This window comes from Hymenobacter sp. GOD-10R, from assembly GCF_035609205.1.
Classification (GTDB): domain Bacteria; phylum Bacteroidota; class Bacteroidia; order Cytophagales; family Hymenobacteraceae; genus Hymenobacter.
Map to the genome: position 1 here is coordinate 2,707,713 of NZ_CP141184.1, position 19,119 is coordinate 2,726,831.

At 56.7% G+C, this 19,119-nt stretch carries 16 protein-coding genes; 3 read left to right on the forward strand and 13 right to left on the reverse strand.

Features of this window, described 5'->3' with window-relative positions; all coding sequences use genetic code 11:
- Positions 1-58 precede the first annotated feature (58 nt).
- The 3 genes from fabF to SD425_RS10905 are packed head-to-tail and all read right to left on the reverse strand — an operon-like array spanning position 59 to position 3,551.
- On the reverse strand, positions 59-1,312 hold the full coding sequence (gene fabF / locus SD425_RS10895; protein WP_324678381.1) for a beta-ketoacyl-ACP synthase II: 1,254 nt from the start codon (positions 1,310-1,312) through the stop codon (positions 59-61).
- A 33-nt stretch (positions 1,313-1,345) separates the two neighbouring features.
- Positions 1,346-2,905, reverse strand: coding sequence for a DHA2 family efflux MFS transporter permease subunit (locus tag SD425_RS10900; RefSeq protein WP_324678383.1), 1,560 nt, complete (start codon positions 2,903-2,905; stop codon positions 1,346-1,348).
- A gap of 49 nt (positions 2,906-2,954) precedes the next feature.
- Positions 2,955-3,551, reverse strand: a complete 597-nt coding sequence (locus SD425_RS10905) for a TetR/AcrR family transcriptional regulator (RefSeq protein WP_324678385.1) — start codon at positions 3,549-3,551, stop codon at positions 2,955-2,957.
- Between the two features lie 349 nt (positions 3,552-3,900).
- Here SD425_RS10905 and SD425_RS10910 point away from each other — a divergent pair, with 349 nt between their 5' ends.
- Positions 3,901-4,713: an SDR family oxidoreductase gene (locus tag SD425_RS10910; protein ID WP_324678387.1), complete on the forward strand. Its 813-nt coding sequence runs from the start codon at positions 3,901-3,903 to the stop codon at positions 4,711-4,713.
- Between the two features lie 6 nt (positions 4,714-4,719).
- A complete protein-coding gene (locus SD425_RS10915; RefSeq protein WP_324678389.1) occupies positions 4,720-5,631 on the forward strand; it encodes a helix-turn-helix domain-containing protein in 912 nt (303 codons plus the stop codon).
- A gap of 138 nt (positions 5,632-5,769) precedes the next feature.
- Here the strand turns inward: SD425_RS10915 and SD425_RS10920 are convergent, their stop codons facing one another.
- The 9 genes from SD425_RS10920 to SD425_RS10955 all read right to left on the reverse strand — a co-directional run bounded on the left by SD425_RS10920 (position 5,770) and on the right by SD425_RS10955 (position 16,475).
- Positions 5,770-7,629, reverse strand: a complete 1,860-nt coding sequence (locus tag SD425_RS10920) for a HAMP domain-containing sensor histidine kinase (protein ID WP_324678391.1) — start codon at positions 7,627-7,629, stop codon at positions 5,770-5,772.
- 136 nt (positions 7,630-7,765) lie between these two features.
- Positions 7,766-8,929: a sensor protein KdpD gene (locus tag SD425_RS10925; protein ID WP_324678393.1), complete on the reverse strand. Its 1,164-nt coding sequence runs from the start codon at positions 8,927-8,929 to the stop codon at positions 7,766-7,768.
- 205 nt (positions 8,930-9,134) lie between these two features.
- Complete coding sequence (locus SD425_RS10930) at positions 9,135-10,247, reverse strand: porin (protein WP_324678396.1); 1,113 nt, start codon at positions 10,245-10,247, stop codon at positions 9,135-9,137.
- Between the two features lie 7 nt (positions 10,248-10,254).
- Positions 10,255-10,821, reverse strand: a complete 567-nt coding sequence (gene kdpC, locus SD425_RS10935; protein ID WP_324678398.1) for a potassium-transporting ATPase subunit KdpC — start codon at positions 10,819-10,821, stop codon at positions 10,255-10,257.
- 225 nt (positions 10,822-11,046) lie between these two features.
- Entirely contained in the window at positions 11,047-13,092 is a 2,046-nt protein-coding gene (gene kdpB / locus SD425_RS10940; RefSeq protein ID WP_324678400.1) for a potassium-transporting ATPase subunit KdpB, read from the reverse strand.
- 195 nt (positions 13,093-13,287) lie between these two features.
- Positions 13,288-14,988 (reverse strand): potassium-transporting ATPase subunit KdpA, encoded by a 1,701-nt coding sequence (gene kdpA, locus SD425_RS10945; RefSeq protein WP_324678402.1) that lies wholly within the window; start codon positions 14,986-14,988, stop codon positions 13,288-13,290.
- A gap of 37 nt (positions 14,989-15,025) precedes the next feature.
- Positions 15,026-15,106 carry a K(+)-transporting ATPase subunit F gene (kdpF, locus tag SD425_RS29995; protein ID WP_086595640.1) on the reverse strand — a complete coding sequence of 27 codons (81 nt, stop codon included), beginning with the start codon at positions 15,104-15,106 and terminating at the stop codon, positions 15,026-15,028.
- A gap of 546 nt (positions 15,107-15,652) precedes the next feature.
- A complete protein-coding gene (locus tag SD425_RS10950) occupies positions 15,653-16,006 on the reverse strand; it encodes a DUF7674 family protein (RefSeq protein WP_324678404.1) in 354 nt (117 codons plus the stop codon).
- Positions 16,007-16,139: 133 nt separating this feature from the next.
- Positions 16,140-16,475, reverse strand: coding sequence for a DUF7674 family protein (locus tag SD425_RS10955; protein ID WP_324678405.1), 336 nt, complete (start codon positions 16,473-16,475; stop codon positions 16,140-16,142).
- Between the two features lie 658 nt (positions 16,476-17,133).
- Here SD425_RS10955 and SD425_RS10960 point away from each other — a divergent pair.
- Positions 17,134-17,430 carry a hypothetical protein gene (locus SD425_RS10960; RefSeq protein WP_324678407.1) on the forward strand — a complete coding sequence of 99 codons (297 nt, stop codon included), beginning with the start codon at positions 17,134-17,136 and terminating at the stop codon, positions 17,428-17,430.
- Positions 17,431-17,448: 18 nt separating this feature from the next.
- On the opposite strand, the gene SD425_RS10965 is transcribed toward SD425_RS10960, so the two are convergent.
- A complete protein-coding gene (locus tag SD425_RS10965; RefSeq protein ID WP_324678408.1) occupies positions 17,449-18,807 on the reverse strand; it encodes a sigma-54 dependent transcriptional regulator in 1,359 nt (452 codons plus the stop codon).
- Positions 18,808-19,119 lie beyond the last annotated feature (312 nt).

Genomic DNA, 19,119 nt, shown 5'->3' on the forward strand with positions numbered 1-19,119 from the left:
GAAATAGCTTCACTAGTAGACGCGCATGGAGGAAAGAGCTCAGTCTGGTGACTGCGTATTAATAGGTGAACTTCTTGAGGATCAATGTAGCTGTGTGACCACCAAAGCCGAAGGAGTTACTCATAGCATATTCCACCGGGCCGTAGTAGCTTTCGTTCAGCGTTAGGTTCAGTTGGCTGGCAAAGCCTGGATCTACCTGCGTCGTGTTGATGGTAGGCGGTATCACGTCTTGCTGCACAGCTTGCACGCAAGCAATAGCCTCCACCGCACCAACAGCTCCCAGCAAGTGACCCGTCATAGATTTAGTGGCACTAATGTGGAGGTGAGGCATAGGGCCAAATACTCGCTCCACGGCCCTCAGTTCACTGGCATCACCTAGCCCCGTAGAGGTAGCGTGGGCATTTAGGTAGTCGATTTGGGCCGCTTGCAGTCCGGCATCCTCCAGGGCGGCCAGCATGCTCAGGTAAGCGCCTTCGCCTTCGGGGTGCGTGCCCGTGAGGTGGTAGGCATCTGCCGCCATGCCGCCACCTACCACTTCGGCTAGGATAGGAGCACCCCGGCGGCGAGCATGCTCGTACTCTTCCAACACCAGTGCCCCTGCGCCTTCACCCACCACGAACCCGTCGCGACTCACGTCGAAGGGACGGGAGGCGGTGGCGGGCGTGTCGTTACGGGTGGAAAGGGCGCGTAGCGCGTTGTAGGTGCCGATGCCGGTTTCGTTGATCGGTGCTTCCGAGCCACCGGAAATCAGCACGTCGGCCTTGCCCCAGCGGATATAGTTGAAGGCATCAATCAGAGCCGTGGTGGAAGTGGCGCAGGCCGACACGGTGGCGTAGTTCAGCCCCCGCAGTCCGTGCTTGATGGAAATCACGCCCGCGGCAATGTCCACAATCATCTTGGCGCCGAAGAAGGGATTGAAGCGCGGTGTGCCGTCGCCTAGGGCAAACTCACTGATCTGCTCCTGTAAGGTGAGCAGCCCGCCCGCGCCCGACCCCCAAATCACGCCGATGCGGTTGCGGTTCAACTGTTCGAAAGCTAGCTCAGCATGGCGAATGGCCTCATCGGCAGCCACCAGCGCGTACTGCGTAAAAGGGTCATACTTACGGATTTCAGCGCGCTCAAGGTAATTGAGCGGATCGAAGCCCTTTAGCTCGCAGGCAAAGCGGGTTTTGAATTTCGTCGCATCGAAGTGGGTGATTGGGGCGGCCCCGCTCACGCCCGCTATAAGGGCGCGGCCAAAGCTAGCGGCATCGTTGCCAATGGGCGTTAGTGCTCCCACCCCCGTCACGACTACACGTTTTAAATCAGGCATATATATGCACGTAGAAAAGGAAAAAATTGGCTCTTAGTGGTCCGACAAGCTGACTTTCACTGGTCCGCTGCTTGGCCCTCGGCGCAACACGAGCAGCAGCAGGGGCATGGCCGCCAGAAAAAACAGGCCTACCAGCAGAAAGGCGTCGTTATAACTCTGAATGCCGGCTTGTTGATTTACAGTTAGATCCAGCAACTGGTAGGCGCGCTGCTGTGCCTCCAGTATGGGCTGCCCCAATCGGGCAACTACCAGCTGTGTGCCGCTGGCTAAGCGCTCCGACACGGGCAGATCTGCCGCGCTCAGGTGCGTGACCAACGCGTGGCGGTGTTCGGCGAAGCGCGTCGCAAGGTAGGTATTGACAATGGCAATGCCGAACGAGCCGCCGAGCTGGCGCATCATGTTGTTCAGGGCTGCCCCCTGGGCAATATCCTTCAGCGCCAGCCCTGATACTGCCAGCGCCGTGAGTGGCACCGTGAGCAGCGCTAGGCCCGCCCCGCGCAGAATCAAGGGAAAGTAGAAATCGTCCTTACCCGCCGTTCCATTCAGTTCGGCCATGCGCCAGCTGAAAGCGAAAAACAGCACAAAGCCTAAGGCAATTACCACCGGAATTGGCACGCCTTTTTGCAGCGCACGGGCCGTGAGCATGAGGCAGAAGATGGCGAGCACCGCACCCGGTAGCAGTAGTAGGCCCGTGTCGAGCACCGGGAAATGTAGCAGGCGCTGGGCAAATACGGGAGTGAGGTACACCGAGGTAAATAGCCCCATGCCCGTCACGAAGGTGAGCAAGGCTGCCACCGCGAGCGTCCGGCTTTTGAGCACGCGCAGATCCACGATGGGGTGTTTCGTCGTTAGCTCCCACCAGATGAAGGCAGTCAATCCTACCACTGCGGCCACGCTCAACTGCGTGATGTAAGGCGTTTCAAACCAGTCTTCTTCCTGTCCCCGCTCCAACACGATTTGCAAAGCCCCCACGCCCACCACTAGCAGCAGCAGACCAAGCCAGTCCATGCGCAGGTTGGCCCGGGTGGTAGCCGCCGGCTCCGGCACCAGCAGAAACGCCGCAATAGTGACTATAATCCCAATCGGTACATTGACCAAGAAGATCCAGTGCCAGCTCGTCACGTCCAGAATGTAGCCGCCCAGCGTAGGCCCAATGGTTGGCCCGGTGAACACGCCGATGCCGAACAAGGCACTCGCTACCCCACGCTTCTCCGGGGGAAATGCTTCAAATACAACCGTCTGGGAAGTTGACAACAAGGCCCCGCCTCCTAGGCCCTGCACGAAACGGAAGGCCACTAAGGTCCAGATATTGGTGGCCGTGCCGCACAGCGCCGAGGCGATGGTAAACAGAATGATCGAGCCAATAAAGTAGCGCCTCCGACCTAGCCTTGCCGCCAGAAAGCTGGTGATGGGAATAATGATGATGTTGGCAATGGCGTACGAGGTGATAACCCACGACGTGTCGGCCAGCGTGGCACCTAGGTTACCGCTCATGTGCGACAGCGCCACGTTCACGATGCTGGTATCAATCAACTCCATCACGGCCGCCGCAATGACTGTGGCACACAGCAGAAAAAGGCGCAGAATACTCATGGTGAAGTTGTATTTTATACCAATCGGTATATTTTAGAAGAAAAAAATGTCAGACAGCTAATTCGCTGTTGATCAAGTGCTCGATGTGGTCGAGGGTAGTCATAAGCGCAGTAGCATCGCCAGTGGCTTTTGCCACTAGAATGCCGCCTTCCACCAGCGCGATGAAGAGCGTAGCGTAGCGTTCGGCTTCGGTCGCCGGCTTTAGTTCGCCGGCCTGTTTTCCTGCTTCGATGATGCGAACAATATTGCCCCGCCAACTCCGCAAGCTCTCCTGCACGCGCTGGCGCAGGGCAGTCGGTGGGGCATCGTCTACTTCCACGGCCGTGTTGAGAATGGGACAGCCGCCCATGCCCCGCAGTTCGGAAAAGGTTTTTCGGTAGAAGCGCGGCATGGCGAGCAACTTCTCGCGGGCAGGGGCGCTGCTCTCCGCACCGGCCCGAAGCCCGTCCCGCACCAGACCTAGGTTGTAATCGAAAGCAGCCAGCGCTACTTCTTCTTTGTTCTCAAAATTGCCGTAAATGGCGCCCTTCGTCAAGCCCGTGGCGGTGGTAAGGTCGTTCAAGGACGTGCCGGCGAAACCCTGCTTGTTGAAAATAGGGGCTGTCTGCTCGATAATGAACTGGCGCGTACGTTCGGCTTTAGACATGGTCATGTACGGAAACGGTGCAAATATACCGTTTGGTATTAAACTGTCAACTCGATGAAAAAGTTAACGGCATTTTCATTTTATGGAGTTTCCATAAAATGAAAAGACTAGAGTTTACAAAACCTCGCCTTGGTGATGGCGGCCAGAGTCTCGGCTGGTGATGCTCACTGGGACTTATAGAATGACGCCATCTGCCCCACATGGATTTCGGTGGTATTCTGTTCCAAACTGGGCCACCACTTCCTCGGATACTCCTAGCCGCCTTTTGAACACAAAGAGCCGCCTTTTGGCTACAAGCGGTTCCTCCAAGCTAGAGTTCTTTGCCTGCTCAACTTCAGCAAATAAGAATATGACCTACACGCTAATAACCGGAGCCTCCGGAGGGATTGGGCAAGCCCTGGCCAGTAAATTGGCCGCGAAAAAACACAACCTCGTCTTAGTAGCTCGCAGCGCGGAGAAATTGGCCCTACTTAGCCAACAGCTACAGGCCGACTACGGCGTTCAGGTCACGTTCATCGCCGCCGATTTGTCTAAGCCAGATGCTCCGCACCACATTTATAGCAAGACCCAAAAGCATAACTGGGAAATTGACCTGCTAGTGAATAATGCAGGCATTGGCTCAGGAGGAGAGTTTGCCACGCTGTCTTTGCAATCGGAGCTGGATTTGCTGCAACTCAATAATGCTTCGTTGGTAGCCATGACTCATCTGTTCCTGCAGCCTATGCGTGAACGAAGAAAGGGGCAGATCATAAATGTTGCGTCGATGACGGCCTTTATGCCGGTGCCGTATATGGCGACCTATGCCGCTAGTAAGGTGTTTGTACGCTCGTTTACGGAGGCTCTAACGGAGGAGTGCAAGCCGTACGGAATTGATGTACTGTTATTTGCGCCTGGGCTGACCAGAACTAACTTCAATGAAGCTGCCGGTATTAATAATGAAAAGGCCGTCGGGCTAAGTTCTGACTACAAAACAGCTGATGCCCAGACGCCCGATGAGGTTGCGCAGGAGTTAGTGGAGGCTCTAGCTGCAAAAAAACGTTTCCATGTGGCAGGAAGCAAAAATCGTTTTGGGGCTCGTCTGCTCACCTTATTGCCCAATGCTATGATTGCCCAATATATGGCCAGCTCTTACCAGAAGAAGCTAGCAAAAACAGCTAATTAGGGGCTTATGGAACCGATCAGCACCGTTCACATTCAGTCGATCAAGCAGTTGCATCAGCTCTTGCAACTGCCCAAGCCCACGCATCCACTGGTCAGTCTGATCCAGTTTGAGCACTTTCCTAAAATCGCCATTGAACAGCGGACGAGGCTAATCACGGATTTCTACCAGATAACGCTCAAAACGGAATGCCCTTGTCGACTACAATACGGACAAAGTATGTTCGACTTCGACGAAGGGGTGATATCCTGCTTTGGGCCCAAGCAGGTGAGCTTTCTGGAGAAGGATTTTCGCTTCGCCACTGCCGGCTGGCAGCTATCGGTCCATCCAGATTTCTTGCGGAACTTCCCCTTGGGGAGCAAGATCAAATCCTACGGCTATTTTGACTACGCCGTCAATGAAGCGCTGATTCTGTCCGAAGAAGAGCAGCAAGCCGTGGAAGCCATTTTTCTCCAATTGCGAAAAGAATCCATGCGGCCGATCGACAATTTTAGTCAGGAGGTATGGATTACCAATATTGAACTGCTGCTGACGTACTGCAATCGGTATTACAACCGGCAGTTTATCACCCGCAAAGCCGTGAACAGCGAATTGTTAGTGAAGGTGGAGCAGGTGCTGAATAACTATTTTGCCGCACCCCACCCAGACCTAGGTTTGCCGACTGCTCAGTATGTAGCGGATAGCTTGCATTTATCGTCCAAATATCTGAGTGACTGCTTAAAACAGCTCACCGGCAGCACAACCCAGCAGTTGATCCACGAACGACTCATTGAGCAGGCAAAAGAGAAACTGTTGACCACGACGCTTTCCGTCAGTGAAATTGCGTATGCCTTGGGGTTCGAGTATCCACAGTCCTTTAGCAAGCTCTTTAAAGCCAAGACCCAGCAAACCCCCTTGCAATTCCGAGCAGATTATAATTAGAAGGTCGTGCCTGGTAGTCCTGGCGGCAAGTCAGCGCATCCAATCAGGAATTGGCCCTCTGCTTTGTTGCTGATCAAGTTCTTCATCTGCGTTCGTGTGCTCGGCCGAACTGTATTGCTGGCGCATTGCTAGGTTTGGCTAAGCGACTTCGTTTTGACTAGCTAGCGCCAAGGTAAACCCGAATGTGCTGCCCGTACCTAGCTCGCTCTCCACCCACAACTGCCCACCCTGGCTGGTGATAAACTCGCGGGCGATGCTCAAGCCTAACCCGGAGCCGCCTTTGTAGCCGTTTTTGTCCGGAATCTGGACGAAGCGCTGGAAGATTTTTTCCTGGTACTGCGGCGCGATGCCAGGGCCGCGGTCCTGTACCCGTACCTGCACTTGCTGCCCATCGGGGGCTAGGTCGGCGCGGATGCGAATGGCTTCTTGCTCAGGCGAGTAGCGGATGGCATTGGCCAGCAGGTTGAGCAGCACCCAGGTCGTTTTCTCGATATCGGCGCGCACGGCGGGCAGCGTTTCCGGTACTTGGATATCGAGCGTGAGCTGCTTGGGTTGGAGCTGAAGCTGGATGGTGTCGGCGGCAAACTGCACGATGTCATGGATGCGGCTGGGCTGGAAGTTGAGCTGGATGTTGCCCGATTCCAGCCGCGACACGTCGATTAGCTCGCCTACTAGCTTCAACAGGCGCTGGTTTTCGCGGTTGAGGGTAGCCAAAAGCTTCTGCTGCGCCTCGTTGATCGGGCCCACCCGCTGATCTTGCAACAGCATGAGGCTGAAGTTGATACTCGATAGGGGCGTTTTCAGCTCGTGCGATACCGTGGCCAGAAAGTTAGACTTGGCTTGGTCGAGCTTCTTAAAATCAGATACGTTGCGCAGCAGCAAGATCGAGCCCACAAACGCCTTCTTCTCCAAGGCCTCGTTGTAGGAAACCACGTCGTGCACGATGAGGCGGTAATACAGTTCCTCGCCGCCTTGAGCTAAGGTAAGCAGCGGTGGGTCAGCCTCGCGACGATTGGCTGGCAAATCGAGGTGGCGCAGCATCTCACGGAGCAAGTCGTTTTCCTGCGCAACTTCGTCGGCGGCGCGGTTTTCAAGCTGTCCGAGCGGCAAGCCTAGCAAGTTGCTTACTACGGGATTCGCCACAATTACGCGGCGGTTTTGGTCAATCAGCAGCAGGCCTTCATCCAGGCTATTCACGATACTGACCACGCGGTTGCGCTCCGTAATTAGTTCGGCTAGGGTGGAGGTGCGGTAGTCGCGGAGTTGCAGCAGCATCTGGTTGAACGAACGCGCCACTTGGGTAAATTCGTCGTTGCCTTCTTCGGGAATGGAGGCGGTGAAGTCGTGGCGGGCGGCATTAGCGAGGCTAGCTGTTAGCTGGCGCAACGGGGCTACCGTCGCCTCAGGCACGCTGAAAATGAACATCATCGTGAATAACACGCTGAAGGTCAGTAGGGCCACGGTGTAGCGGTTGGCTTTGGTGGCGGTTTGCTGGGCAACGACGTTCTTGCGCATCAAGGCCTGCATGTTGAGCTGCACCATGCGCGCCGTTTGTGCCCGCAGCAGTTGGTGGCGCGGTAAGATCTGTTCGAGGTAAAAGGCCGGCGTAGGGGCATTGCTGGACTGCGGATCGAGCAATAGTTGATAATCGGCAAAGGCACGCGTGAGGCTGTCTACTATTTGGCGTTCACCTACTTCGGTGATGTTGCCGGCTTCGCGGGTCAGGTTCTGGCGAAACCGTTGCAGCCCATTTTGCAGGGCAGGGGCGTAGTTGATAGATGCGGTGCCACCTAGGTAGCGCTGCTGCTCGAGAGGGGCTAGGTCGTCGAGGGCGGCAAACATCCGCTGGCCTAGCTGCACCGAGTAGAAGTTGTCTTGCAACACCATGGAGGAGGAGCGTTCCAGGCGCTTCACCGAGTACAACGCGTAGGCACTCACCCCGATGAGCATGGCCAAAACTGCCAGAAAGCCGAGCGTAATCTTATTTTTTAGGTTCATGCTGCTGAGCAGGCAAGATGTAGAACATTTAGGTGGTGTATGCCACAGGTCAAGTAGTGACGCATTATCTCACAACTGATTGTTGATATAAAGATCATGCTTCGATTAGTTCAGCATGACGTCCTGGGTTACATAATCAATAGGTTATCAGATAAATATCCACATCCCGGTTTCCGGCAGCGACGCGCCGCACGAGTTCGGCCGTTACGCTGCGGCGGGCGAGCTTATCCAGCCAACTTTTCTCGCTCGTAACGCCACAAATCAAGAGCGACACGTTTTGTTCGGCGGCCACGCGTAGCACTTCGGCTACCACGTCGGTGCCCTTCACCCGCAGGATCTGCCCGCCTAGCTCGGTAGCGAGCTGAAGGTTGTTGATGAGGTGGCGTTGCGTGGCCAGTCCGATGCGGTCCGACGATTCGGCGGGCGTTTGCACGTACAGCACCGCCCAACGGGCCCCGCCGAGGCGGTCGGCTAGGCGCGAGGTTTTGCGGATGATTTCTTTAGCGGCTTCCGCGTTGGTATTCACGCAGGCCAGCAGGCGGTCGGCGTTGCGGCGCTGAGGCTGCACCGTGGCGGCCGCGCCAGCATCGATCTGATGGCCAAGTTGATTGGCCACTTCTCGCAAGGCTAGCTCGCGAAGCTGCAACAAGTTTTGGGGTTGGAAGAAGTTGCGCAGGGCTGCCGGCACTTTCTGCGGATCGTAGATCTTGCCTTCCTCCAGACGCGTCCGCAACTCATCTACCGTCAGGTCGACGTTTACCACCTCATCGGCTTGCTTCAGCACTTGGTCGGGCACCCGCTCGGTCACGTCGGTGCCGGTGATTTTCAGTACTTGGTCATGTAGGCTTTCCAGGTGCTGCACGTTCACGGCCGTAATCACCGAAATACCCGCGCGCACAATGTCTTCCACATCCTGCCAGCGCTTCTCGTTCTTGGAGCCCGGCACATTGGTGTGGGCTAGCTCATCTACGACCACTACTTGCGGCCGACGCTGCAACACGGCAGCTAGGTCCATTTCCTCCAACGCCCGACCCTTGTAGTACAGCGTTTTACGCGTCAGCAGGGGCAAGTCGCGCAGCTGCGCCACGGTGCCGAGGCGGCCGTGCGTTTCCACGTAGGCTAGCACCACATCCACGCCGTGATGGTGCAAGTCGTGGGCTTCTTGCAGCATGCGGTAGGTTTTGCCCACGCCCGCCGCCAGTCCTAGGTACACCTTGAGCCGGCCCCGCCGCTTCTGCTGCACCAAGCGCAGGAAGCGCTCAGCAGATTGGTCGCGCAGGTCATCTTCGGCCGGAGGCATGAGGTGAGGTGGTGAAATAGTGTGAGATGGTGAGTGTCTCTACGGCCTCGTGGCCGAAGCCAGAACGGTGTAGAGACGCATACTTGCGTCTCCTCGTTGAACGACTGGTGCTAGAACGACCTAAGTAAACAACATCAGCAACGATTGAGACGCAAGTATGCGTCTCTACATCAGTAAGGAGCCTGTAACGCGGCTGGTAAAGAGACTAAAACGACAGGGCAATGCTCGACGTCACGTTGCCGTAGCTGTCGGAGGTGCGGCCGTCTTTCTGCTGGAAGATGTTGCTCTTGGCATCCAGCAAGCGGCCTTCCACACGAAAAAGCACGTTGCTAGTGGGGGCGTAATCCAAATTGAGCGAACCGCCTTTGAGCTTTACGTCGGCGTCGGTGGCGGCGGGCATAATGGAGTTGATAATCACCCCATGATCAGCGTTGTAGTACTCGACGCGGGCGGCGGCGGTCCACTTATCGGCTAGCTTGTAGCGCACGAAGGCGGCGCCCGTGTGCCAAGTGTCGGCTTTGGTGCCATCCTGGGCTTTTTCCTGCTTGCCCACGTCGAACACCAGGGCTAGGCTCAGACGCTCGGTGGCCGTATAACTCGCGTAGAAATTATGGTAGTAGCGACGGCGCTTCACCGAGTCGGTGGGCTGCTCGTTGCCGTAGAAGGTGCTCGAGTTGATGAGCAGCTTGTCGGTGGGTTTCCACTGAATCTGGGTGCCGAGGGCTTTGCCTTGGTTGTTCTCGCGGATGTTTTGCCAGCCGTTCAGCGCCAGCGCCGTCAAGGTCAGCTCGGGGGCAACTTCGTAGGTGAAGCGGGCGCCGGCTTCGTAGTAGGGTGAGTTTTCAGCCATTAGCGAGCGGGTCAGCGTCCAGTTGTCCTTGCTCATGGCCGATTCGAAGCCGATGTGCGAGGTGAAAATACCTAGGTCAAGCCAGACTTTTTGGAAGGGCCGAAAACCGGCGTAACCCTCGTAGATGTGCTTGAAAATCTGATCTTCAGCAGCGTAGTTGGCCGTTACATACGTACCCGCATGTAGGGCGAAAGCTCCGCGCACCTTCTCATCCTGGTAGCGCACTCCCACGATGCCGTTGTTGATGGTAAACTCGTTTTGGCGGTCGTGGGAGTAGAGGAAGCCGGGGCGGTCGTGGGTGTTGGCGTGCTTGAAGTCGTAGCCGTAGTAGCCATCGACGAAGCCGTAGAAGGTGAGGAAACTAGCACTTGGGGCTTTGATAGAATCAGCGGCGGCGGGCTGCTCCTGGGCTACGGCAGACAAAGTGGGCAGCGTAAAGCCAAGGGCGAGCAGCAAAGAGTTTTTCATGGGGAAATTAACGACTAGCAGAAGCTAGGTTATCAAGAGCTAGGTTAAGGCGGAGTACGTTGACCCGGTCGGGGTTGATGATGCCTTTTTCTAGGTTGTTGGTAATTAAGTTTTTGATGGTATTTGGGTCGATGTTACGGGCTTTGGCAATGCGCCCCACCTGCACGTAAGCACCCTGCGCCGACAAGTGCGGATCGAGGCCAGAGCCCGACGCGGTAACCAGCTCGGCGGGCACCTGGGCTTTCGTCACGCTAGGATTTTGCAGCAGAAAGGTATCGAGGCGGGCCTTCACAGTAGCTAGGTACTCCGGGTTCGAAGGGCCTTTGTTGGAGCCAGCGGAACCTGCTGCGTTGTAGTCCACCGCCGAGGGGCGCGAGTTGAAGTACTCGGGCCGGTCAAATTTCTGCCCCACATTGTCGTAGCCGACCACGCGGCCGTCTTTACTCACGGTTACCCCTAGGCCTTGGCCCGGTGCGAGTTGTGCCCCAGCCCACACGAGGGCCGGGTAAATAAGACAGCACACCACCAGCAGGACTAAGGTGAGGCGGATGGCTGGAAGCAGTTGGTTTTTCATTTTTAAAGAAGCTAAAAGCTAAGGTTAGAGCTAGTTCCCCTCCTTTTTTCAAGGAGGGGTGCCCAAAGGCGGGGTGGTTATTCGTTGAACGACTTGCGTATGACCGTTCTGGCTTAGTCGCTCTTTATCAACAACATCAGCAACGACGGTCAACCACCCCAGCGGCGCCTGCGGCACCGCGTCCCCTCCTCATCTGAGGAGGGGAGCTGTCGTTCTTTTTGTCAATTACATAAATACGCCTACCAGCAAGTCAATCAGCTTGATGCCGATGAAGGGCACGATTACGCCACCTAGGCCATATACGAGCAGGTTGCGGCGGAGCAGCGCCGAGGCGCCGATAGGCTTATAGGCCACCCCGCGCAAGGCCAGCGGTACCAGCGCCGGGATGATGATGGCGTTGAAGATAACGGCGCTCAGAATGGCCGACTGAGGCGATTCTAAGTGCATGATGTTCAAGGCACCTAGGCTCGGAATGGCGACCATGAACAAGGCCGGCACGATGGCGAAGTACTTGGCCACGTCGTTGGCGATGCTGAACGTGGTGAGCGTGCCGCGGGTCATGAGCAGCTGCTTGCCGATTTCCACCACTTCGATGAGCTTGGTGGGGTCGTTGTCGAGGTCGACCATGTTGCCGGCTTCCTTTGCGGCTTGCGTGCCCGAGTTCATGGCTACCCCCACGTCGGCTTGGGCGAGGGCGGGGGCGTCGTTGGTGCCGTCGCCCATCATGGCTACGAGCTTGCCACTTTGCTGCTCGGTGCGGATGTAGGTCATTTTATCCTCAGGCTTGGCTTCGGCAATGAAGTCGTCGACGCCCGATTTTTCGGCAATGAACTTCGCGGTCAGGGGGTTGTCGCCGGTTACCATCACCGTTTTGATGCCCATTTTGCGCAGGCGCTCGAAGCGCTCCTGAATGCCGGGCTTGATGATGTCTTGCAGTTCGACTACGCCCATCACGCGGTCATTTTCGCTGACAACCAACGGTGTACCGCCGTTCGAGGCCACGGCTTCGGCGCGCTGCGTTACTTCCTGCGGGAAAGGCTGATTGGCCTTGTTGGCGAGCTGACGAATAGCGTCAGAAGCGCCTTTGCGAATGTGGGTACCGTTAGCGAGCGTCACACCCGACGAGCGAGTTTCGGCGGTAAACTTGATCAGCTCAGCACCTTGCAACCTAGCTTGGAGCGGCTGCGGGTCCACGTTTTGCTCGCGGGCTAGCTCCACAATACTCTTGCCCTCGGGTGTTTCGTCGGTGAGCGAGGCGGTGGTGGCTAGCTCGATAAGTGTGCGTTCGTCGACGCCAGGGGCGGGCCAGAAGTGAGTGGCTTTGCGGTTGCCGATGGTGATGGTGCCGGTTTTGTCGAGCAGCAGCACGTCGATGTCGCCAGCGGTTTCCACGGCTTTACCCGATTTGGTGATGACGTTGGCCCGTAGCGCCCGGTCCATGCCGGCAATGCCGATGGCCGAGAGCAAGCCGCCGATGGTGGTCGGAATCAGGCACACAAACAGCGCAATGAACGAGGCAATGGCAATGGGTGTCTTGGAGTACACGGCGAAGGGTTGCAGCGTGACGCACACAATCACGAACACCAGCGTAAAGCCCGCCAGCAGGATAGTGAGGGCAATCTCGTTCGGCGTTTTCTGCCGGGCGGCGCCTTCTACCAGGGCAATCATCTTGTCGAGGAACGACTCGCCGGGTGCCGTGGTCACGACTACCTTGATGCGGTCGGATAACACCTTGGTGCCACCCGTCACGCTGGATTTATCGCCGCCGGCTTCGCGAATTACGGGCGCCGATTCGCCCGTGATGGCCGATTCGTCAATGGTAGCTAGGCCCTCAATGATTTCTCCGTCGGTAGGGATGATTTCGCCGGCTTCCACCACGAACATCTGGCCTTTCTGGAGTTGGGAGGAGCTAACTGACGAGATGTTGCCTTTCTCATCGATGACGCGAGCGGGCGTTTCCTCGCGGGTTTTGCGCAAGCTTTCGGCTTGCGCTTTGCCGCGCGCCTCGGCAATGGCTTCAGCGAAGTTGGCGAACAGCAAGGTCAGTAGGAGCACCAGAAAGACCACGAAGTTGTAGGCAAACGAGCCCTGCGCTGGGTCGGGGTTCACCAGCAGACCTAGGGTCACGAAGAGCATGACCACCGTGCCGAGCTCCACGGTGAACATCACTGGGTTGCGGTACATCAGCCGCGGGTCGAGCTTCACGAAGGACTGCTTAAGCGCTTCCTTCACGAGCTGGGGCTGAAATAGGGATTGAGATTTGGGAGACATAGAGTTGTTGTGCTAACGTGCGCCTCACCCCTAGCCCCTCTCCGAAAAGGAGAGGGGAACTAGCTCTAGTTTTTAGAAGGCTAGCTTGAAGAGGTTGAACAGCAAAGTTTTAAAGCTAAAGGCCAGGCTAGTTTTCCGCAAGCGCTTGATGCGCGCTACCTTTTCGGAGAGGGGCTAGGGGTGAGGCGACTAGAACTAGTAGAGCGAGAAATGCTCAGCAATAGGTCCCAGTGCCAGCGCCGGGAAAAAGGCTAGGGCGGCGATGATGACAATAACCGCCAGCACCATCACGCCGAAGGTGGCTGTGTCGGCGGGGAGCGTGCCGGCCGATTCGGGCACGACTTTCTTGCGGGCGAGCAGGCCGGCAATGGCAACCGGGCCGATGATGGGCAGAAAGCGCGAGAGCAGCAGCACCACGCCTGTACTGATGTTCCACCATGGCGTGTTGTCACCGAGGCCCTCAAAGCCGGAGCCGTTGTTGGCGGAGGCAGAGGTGAACTCGTAGAGCATTTCCGAGAAGCCGTGGAAGCCGGGGTTGGCGAGCCAGCTCGCGTATTCGGTGGGGTTGCCGGCATAGAGGTGGGCCGTCATAGCAGTGCCGGCTAGGATGAGCAGTGGGTGCAACAGCGTCACGATGACGGCAATCTTCATCTCGCGGGCCTCAATCTTTTTGCCTAGGAACTCCGGCGTGCGGCCCACCATTAGGCCGGCAATGAACACGGCAATGATTAGGTAGGCGAAGAAGTTGAGCAGGCCCACGCCGCAGCCACCGTAGAAGGCGTTGGTCATCATGCCCAGCATTTGACACAGGCCCGACAGCGGCATGAATGAGTCATGCATGGAGTTGACGGAGCCGCAGGAAATGATGGTGTTGGTGATGGACCAGTAGGCCGAAGCCGCCGCGCCGATCCGCATTTCCTTGCCTTCCAATGCACCTAGACTCTGGTCAACGCCCAGTTGAGAAATAACAGGGTTGCCGTGCATTTCATAGTAGACGGTGGGAGCGAGCAGGGCCACGAAGCCCACGGTCATCACCCCGAAGATCATCCAGGCCAGGCGCTTACGCTTGAGGTAGAAGCCGAGGGCGAAGATCATGGCCAGCGGAATCAGCATCAGCGCCACGTTCTCGACCACGTTGGTGAGGTAGTTAGGGTTTTCCAGCGGGTGGGCCGAGTTGGCGCCGTAGAAACCGCCGCCGTTGGTACCTAGCTCCTTGATGGCCACCATTGCGGCCACCGGCCCGCGGCTCACGGCCACCGAATCGCCTTGCAGTGTAACGAGTTCCTGCTTGCCAGCCAGCGTCATGGGCGTGCCGTTGAAGGCTAGGATGAGGGCAATGACCAGCGACAAAGGCAACAGCAAGCGCGTCAGGCATTTGAGGAAGTAGTTGTAGAAGTTGCCGAGCTTCTCGGTGGTGCGGGCTTGCAGGGCGTTGAAGATGACCACGGCGGCTGCAATGCCAGTAGCCGCCGACACGAATTGCAAGAAGGTAATTACCACCATCTGCGACAGATACGACAGGCCCGATTCGCCGGAGTAGTGCTGCAAGTTGCAGTTCACCAGAAAGGAAATAGCCGTATTAAAAGCTAGGTCCGGCGACATGCTCGGGTTGTGGTCGGGGTTCAGGGGCAGCACGCCTTGGGTGCTTAGTACGGCCATGGCCAGCACAAACCACACAAGGTTGATGATGAGCAGCGCCACCAGGTGCTGCTGCCAGGTCATTTCGCGGTTGGCATCGATGCCGGCGAGGCGGAAGATGCCGCGCTCGATAGGAGCGAGGAAATCCAGCGCGTTTTTGTCGCCGCGAAATACATTCGCCAAAAAGCGTCCGAGCGGCAGCGCCAGCCCCAGCGCGAGGCCAAACATGACGAGGACACCTAGCAAATCTTGATTCATAACACGAGAGAAATAGAAGGGAGAACTCAGAAGGCGACTAGAAGCGCTCAGGCTTCAGCAGCACGTAGATCAAGTAGCCAAACACGGCCAGCGACAACAGAAAAAGGGCAATCATCATGGCGCAAGGGGCGTTAGATGTGGTCGAAGTATTCCACGGATTTATAAAAGAGCCAGAAGCCAGCGAGGCCAGCGGCAGTGAGCAACGGAAGCATGAGAGCGGGTGCCATCGGGCAAGGTGTTGTAGTGAATGATTGGATATGCCAGGTAGCTTGCGAAAGTCAGCCCAACCGGAAAGAATTTGGTGTGGTGGATTGTAAATGCTTGGTTAATAATATTTTGTGATGATAAAAAGCGGAAATGAACGGACCATTAGAATAGGGGGCACTAGCGTTTTGCTAGGGTCGGTTTGCTAGAATGCTAGTGTTTTAGTAGGAGCTTGGGCCGCGAACAAGCATGTTGCCGGACGTGGAGTCGGTAAAGCGCAAGCGGTATAGGCTGCCGCACCAGCTATTCTTCATTGCCTCAGGTTGCGCCCGACTAGTACTCGGCTGCACTTTTTTGCCCTGCGCTAGAAAGGCGCGGGTAGTACGAAGGGGCTGAAAAGCAAAAGGCGGCTTCTCAACCAGAGAAGCCGCCTTTTGCGGTGAATGGAAGTGGAACAGGCCTAGGCCAAAATATCGGCGCGCTGGTGCTCGTAGGCTTGGTAAAGGCGGGCGGGCATGAGCTGGCGAGCTAGGGCCATGCCTTCGGGCGTATCATCGAGGTGCAAGTCGGGGAGGTAAATGGTTTCCATAGCCGCGGCTAGGTACGCATTGCCGCGGCGCAATAGCTCCTCGGCCACGGCGAAGCACTGGCGCAAGCGGGTGAGCTGATTCGCCAAGATTGCCTGGTGGGTGTAGAGCGCAAACTGACCCAGTGGGCGGTAAAAGCCGCCGCAACGTGGAACGGGCTGAAGCTTCAGCGCCAGATCAGGGAAATTGGAAATGAGCAGTTGGATGGTTTCGTTGGGGGTAAGCATAACCGTAAGCATTAGGAACATGGAAGAGAAGGCACGAGCGGAACCAATCAGATAACCAGTTCAATAGCTAGCCAGAGTAGCAGCAAAAAGCCGAGAACGTATTTCATATAAGCAGCGGGAGGTGAAGCAAAATCTAGCGCCGGGCGCACACCTGCGACAACAGGCGGGGCATGAATTGCTCTAGCAATTGCGGATCTTGGGGAAGCTCGGCTAGGTGCAGCGCGGGCAAGTAGCTGTGTAGGACGGCCGCCGTCAGGGCTGGGTCGTTGAGTTGCAGCAGCTGGTTGGCCAGAACCAGGCAGGCACGTAGCTGCGGCAGGCGGCCGGTGAGGGCCATGTGGCGCGTATAGGTGGCGAAAGCCGCCAGCAGGTCGGGAAGAGCGGCGGGCTGGTCGTAGTGCGACAGCTCATGTTCGAGGGCCGGAATGTGCTGCACCAGCAGCGTCGAGAGTTGAGAGGAAGCAATCATAGCCAGCAAAAAAGACCGTGAAACAGACTGACTGCGCAGTTGCTGCGAGGCGAGTAACCGCATATGCCAGAAGTTGACAAGGCAGGTGCCAGGCGCCGGGTAATTGGCTAGAATGATTGCTAAGTAATTGTGAATGAATCGAAAGTGCTTGATAGATGCAATTGTAGAGCAGTCTAAAAGGCCAACGGCCCCTAGCGTTCTGCTACAGGTGCTCTACGCTTTTGCATAGTTCTGAATGGCATATCAACTGTCCTGGGTGTTGCTGGCAATGCTGCTAAGGCTAGGAACTGCTCGGCCCGGATTTATAATCCGGTCGTTAAGAGCTGCGGATTTGCAATCCGCCCGTCTGCGCCATTAGGTGTTTTTGTTCTGGTGCAGTTGCCCGTTTTGCGGGCGGGGATTGCAAATCCCCATCTCGCAACAGCCGGATTACAAATCTGGCAGAGCAGCTAGAGCGGCCAGAGCAGTACATGGTGTTCTTTGCACCTGCTGGCCGTAGACTCACCATAGTAAAATGAAAGGCGGGGTAATGGGGTAAGTGGCGCTTACGGAGCCAAAACCTGTTTGGGAAAGCAGTGGCACCTAAATGGCGGGGTGATTCTGCGTGAGGCTAGCTCACCTATCACTTTCATGTACCCAGATCGTCACTACGTCACCTATGCCTGATTTACTCACTGAAATAACGCAAGCCGCACGCGCCTACTACCAACAACTCCAACAGATTAGCTGCACGAAAACTGACTTTCGAGATTGGCTACAGGCGTTGCCAATGACTGAGCGGGAGCAGATGTCGGCGGGTGGGTTTGCTATTGCCTCTACCCGCCGCGCGTTTCAGCGTCACTGCTTGGAGTGGCGTGGCTACTCGATGCGCGAGTTTATGCGCGCCCACTTGTCGGTTGCCGCTTTCGACTTGTGGGAAGCGCACCGTGAGTTCAATGGCGATTTGCCGGCCTAGGTTCCGCTAGTTAGGTAATCAGAGTTCGTACTCTTGCAGCTTGCGGTAAAGGGTCGTCAGGGCGATACCTAAGATGCGGGCCGTTTCGGTTTTGTTGCCGTGCGTTTCGAGCAGAATGCGGCGAATGTGGCTTTTTTCTGCACTGCGCAGCGTGCGCTCGTCATCGACTATGCCAGGAGCCTCGGACGAGGGTTGGGGCTGATCGAACTCGGCGGGTAGGTATTCGGGCGTCAGCACGTCGCCGTCGGCTAGGATAACGGCGCGCTCTAGTACATTTTTGAGCTCGCGCACGTTGCCGCGCCAGTTGTAGTGCGTGAGATAGCGCAAGAAATCGGCGTCCATGCCGCGCAGGCGCTTGCGGAGCTTGGCGGCGTAGAGGCGCAGAAAGTGGTTGGCCAATGGCTCAATGTCTTCGCGGCGAGCATTCAGGGGCGGCACGGCCACCGTGAACACGGCCAGACGGTAGTACAAATCGGGGCGAAAATGGCCGGCGTCGGCTTCTTGGCGCAGGTTGCGGTTGGTGGCGGCCACAATGCGCACGTCGGCGGAGCTAGGTTTGGTCGCGCCGATTTTGGTGAACTGCTGAGTTTCCAGCACCCGTAGCAGCTTGGCTTGCAGCTCCAACGGCAGCTCCCCGATTTCATCTAGGAACAGCGTGCCCATGTTGGCTTCTTCCAGTAGCCCTTTCTTATCGGTGAGGGCACCGGTGAAGGCCCCTTTCTTATAACCAAACAGCTCCGATTCCAGCAAATCCTTTGGAAAAGCGCTGCAATTGACGGCCACAAACGGCTTGGTGCGGCGCGGGCTAGCCTCGTGAATGGCCTGAGCAAACAGCTCCTTGCCGCTGCCCGTTGGGCCTTCCAGCAGCACGGTGCTGTCGGTTTGCGCCACGCGTTGGGCGAGGCCTTTGGCTTGGTTGAGCGCCGCCGAGTGCCCAATCATGGCGTCGAAGGTATAAGGGAGGGCCACGCGCTTTTCGAGCTCAGCTACGCGGCGCTTGAGCTGGGCTTTATCGACGGCGCGACTTACCACCGCCACGAGCTGGCGGTCGGAGTCCCCCTTGGTCAAATAGTCGAAGGCGCCTTGCTTCATGGCCTGCACCACATCGGGTATGGTGCCGTAGGCAGTCATCAGAATGACCTCGGCCAGCGGAGCCTTTTCCTGATAGCGCGGCAGCAGCGCTAGGCCATTGCCGTCGGGGAGCTTGACATCGGAGAGGATAACGAGCAATTCCTCAACATGTTCCTGCAAGAGCTCCAGGCCACGGTAGGCAGTGGCAGCTTGCAATACGGTGTAGCCTTCTAGCTCCAGAATCTGGCTGAGCAGTTGACGTAAGCTGGGCTCATCGTCGATGAGCAGCAAGGTGCCGGTAGGCATAGTAGGAGTTGTTCGGAGAAAACGAGCCGCAAAGTACGGCGGAATGGTTGAGTGCGGGTGCTAGCTTTGTGGCTTCGTTGCACGATGTAGAGACACATACTTGTGTCTCCCCGTTGAACGATTCGCATGAACTAGATAGAGCACAGTAGTTTGCATCTGCTCATTGAGCGACTACAAACTGTACATGTGAGTTCTACAGGTTAGCCGAATAGGTGGTAGTGACCAACGAAATGACATTCTAGATAGAGTCGCTCTTAAAAGCAGGTAAGGCAAACAACATCAGCAACGACGAGACACAAGTATGTGTCTCTA

What these genes read in the sequence shown, in the direction of transcription:
- SD425_RS10910 (WP_324678387.1), top strand. Translation starts at nt 3,901, where the DNA reads ATGACCTACACGCTAATAACCGGAGCCTCCGGAGGGATTGGGCAAGCC.
- SD425_RS10915 (WP_324678389.1), top strand. Translation starts at nt 4,720, where the DNA reads ATGGAACCGATCAGCACCGTTCACATTCAGTCGATCAAGCAGTTGCAT.
- SD425_RS10925 (WP_324678393.1), bottom strand. Translation starts at nt 8,929, where the DNA reads ATGCCTCCGGCCGAAGATGACCTGCGCGACCAATCTGCTGAGCGCTTC.
- SD425_RS10965 (WP_324678408.1), bottom strand. Translation starts at nt 18,807, where the DNA reads ATGCCTACCGGCACCTTGCTGCTCATCGACGATGAGCCCAGCTTACGT.
- kdpF (WP_086595640.1), bottom strand. Translation starts at nt 15,106, where the DNA reads ATGATGATTGCCCTTTTTCTGTTGTCGCTGGCCGTGTTTGGCTACTTG.
- SD425_RS10960 (WP_324678407.1), top strand. Translation starts at nt 17,134, where the DNA reads ATGCCTGATTTACTCACTGAAATAACGCAAGCCGCACGCGCCTACTAC.
- fabF (WP_324678381.1), bottom strand. Translation starts at nt 1,312, where the DNA reads ATGCCTGATTTAAAACGTGTAGTCGTGACGGGGGTGGGAGCACTAACG.
- kdpC (WP_324678398.1), bottom strand. Translation starts at nt 10,821, where the DNA reads ATGAAAAACCAACTGCTTCCAGCCATCCGCCTCACCTTAGTCCTGCTG.
- SD425_RS10920 (WP_324678391.1), bottom strand. Translation starts at nt 7,629, where the DNA reads ATGAACCTAAAAAATAAGATTACGCTCGGCTTTCTGGCAGTTTTGGCC.
- kdpB (WP_324678400.1), bottom strand. Translation starts at nt 13,092, where the DNA reads ATGTCTCCCAAATCTCAATCCCTATTTCAGCCCCAGCTCGTGAAGGAA.
- SD425_RS10950 (WP_324678404.1), bottom strand. Translation starts at nt 16,006, where the DNA reads ATGCTTACCCCCAACGAAACCATCCAACTGCTCATTTCCAATTTCCCT.
- SD425_RS10955 (WP_324678405.1), bottom strand. Translation starts at nt 16,475, where the DNA reads ATGATTGCTTCCTCTCAACTCTCGACGCTGCTGGTGCAGCACATTCCG.
- SD425_RS10905 (WP_324678385.1), bottom strand. Translation starts at nt 3,551, where the DNA reads ATGTCTAAAGCCGAACGTACGCGCCAGTTCATTATCGAGCAGACAGCC.
- SD425_RS10900 (WP_324678383.1), bottom strand. Translation starts at nt 2,905, where the DNA reads ATGAGTATTCTGCGCCTTTTTCTGCTGTGTGCCACAGTCATTGCGGCG.
- kdpA (WP_324678402.1), bottom strand. Translation starts at nt 14,988, where the DNA reads ATGAATCAAGATTTGCTAGGTGTCCTCGTCATGTTTGGCCTCGCGCTG.
- SD425_RS10930 (WP_324678396.1), bottom strand. Translation starts at nt 10,247, where the DNA reads ATGAAAAACTCTTTGCTGCTCGCCCTTGGCTTTACGCTGCCCACTTTG.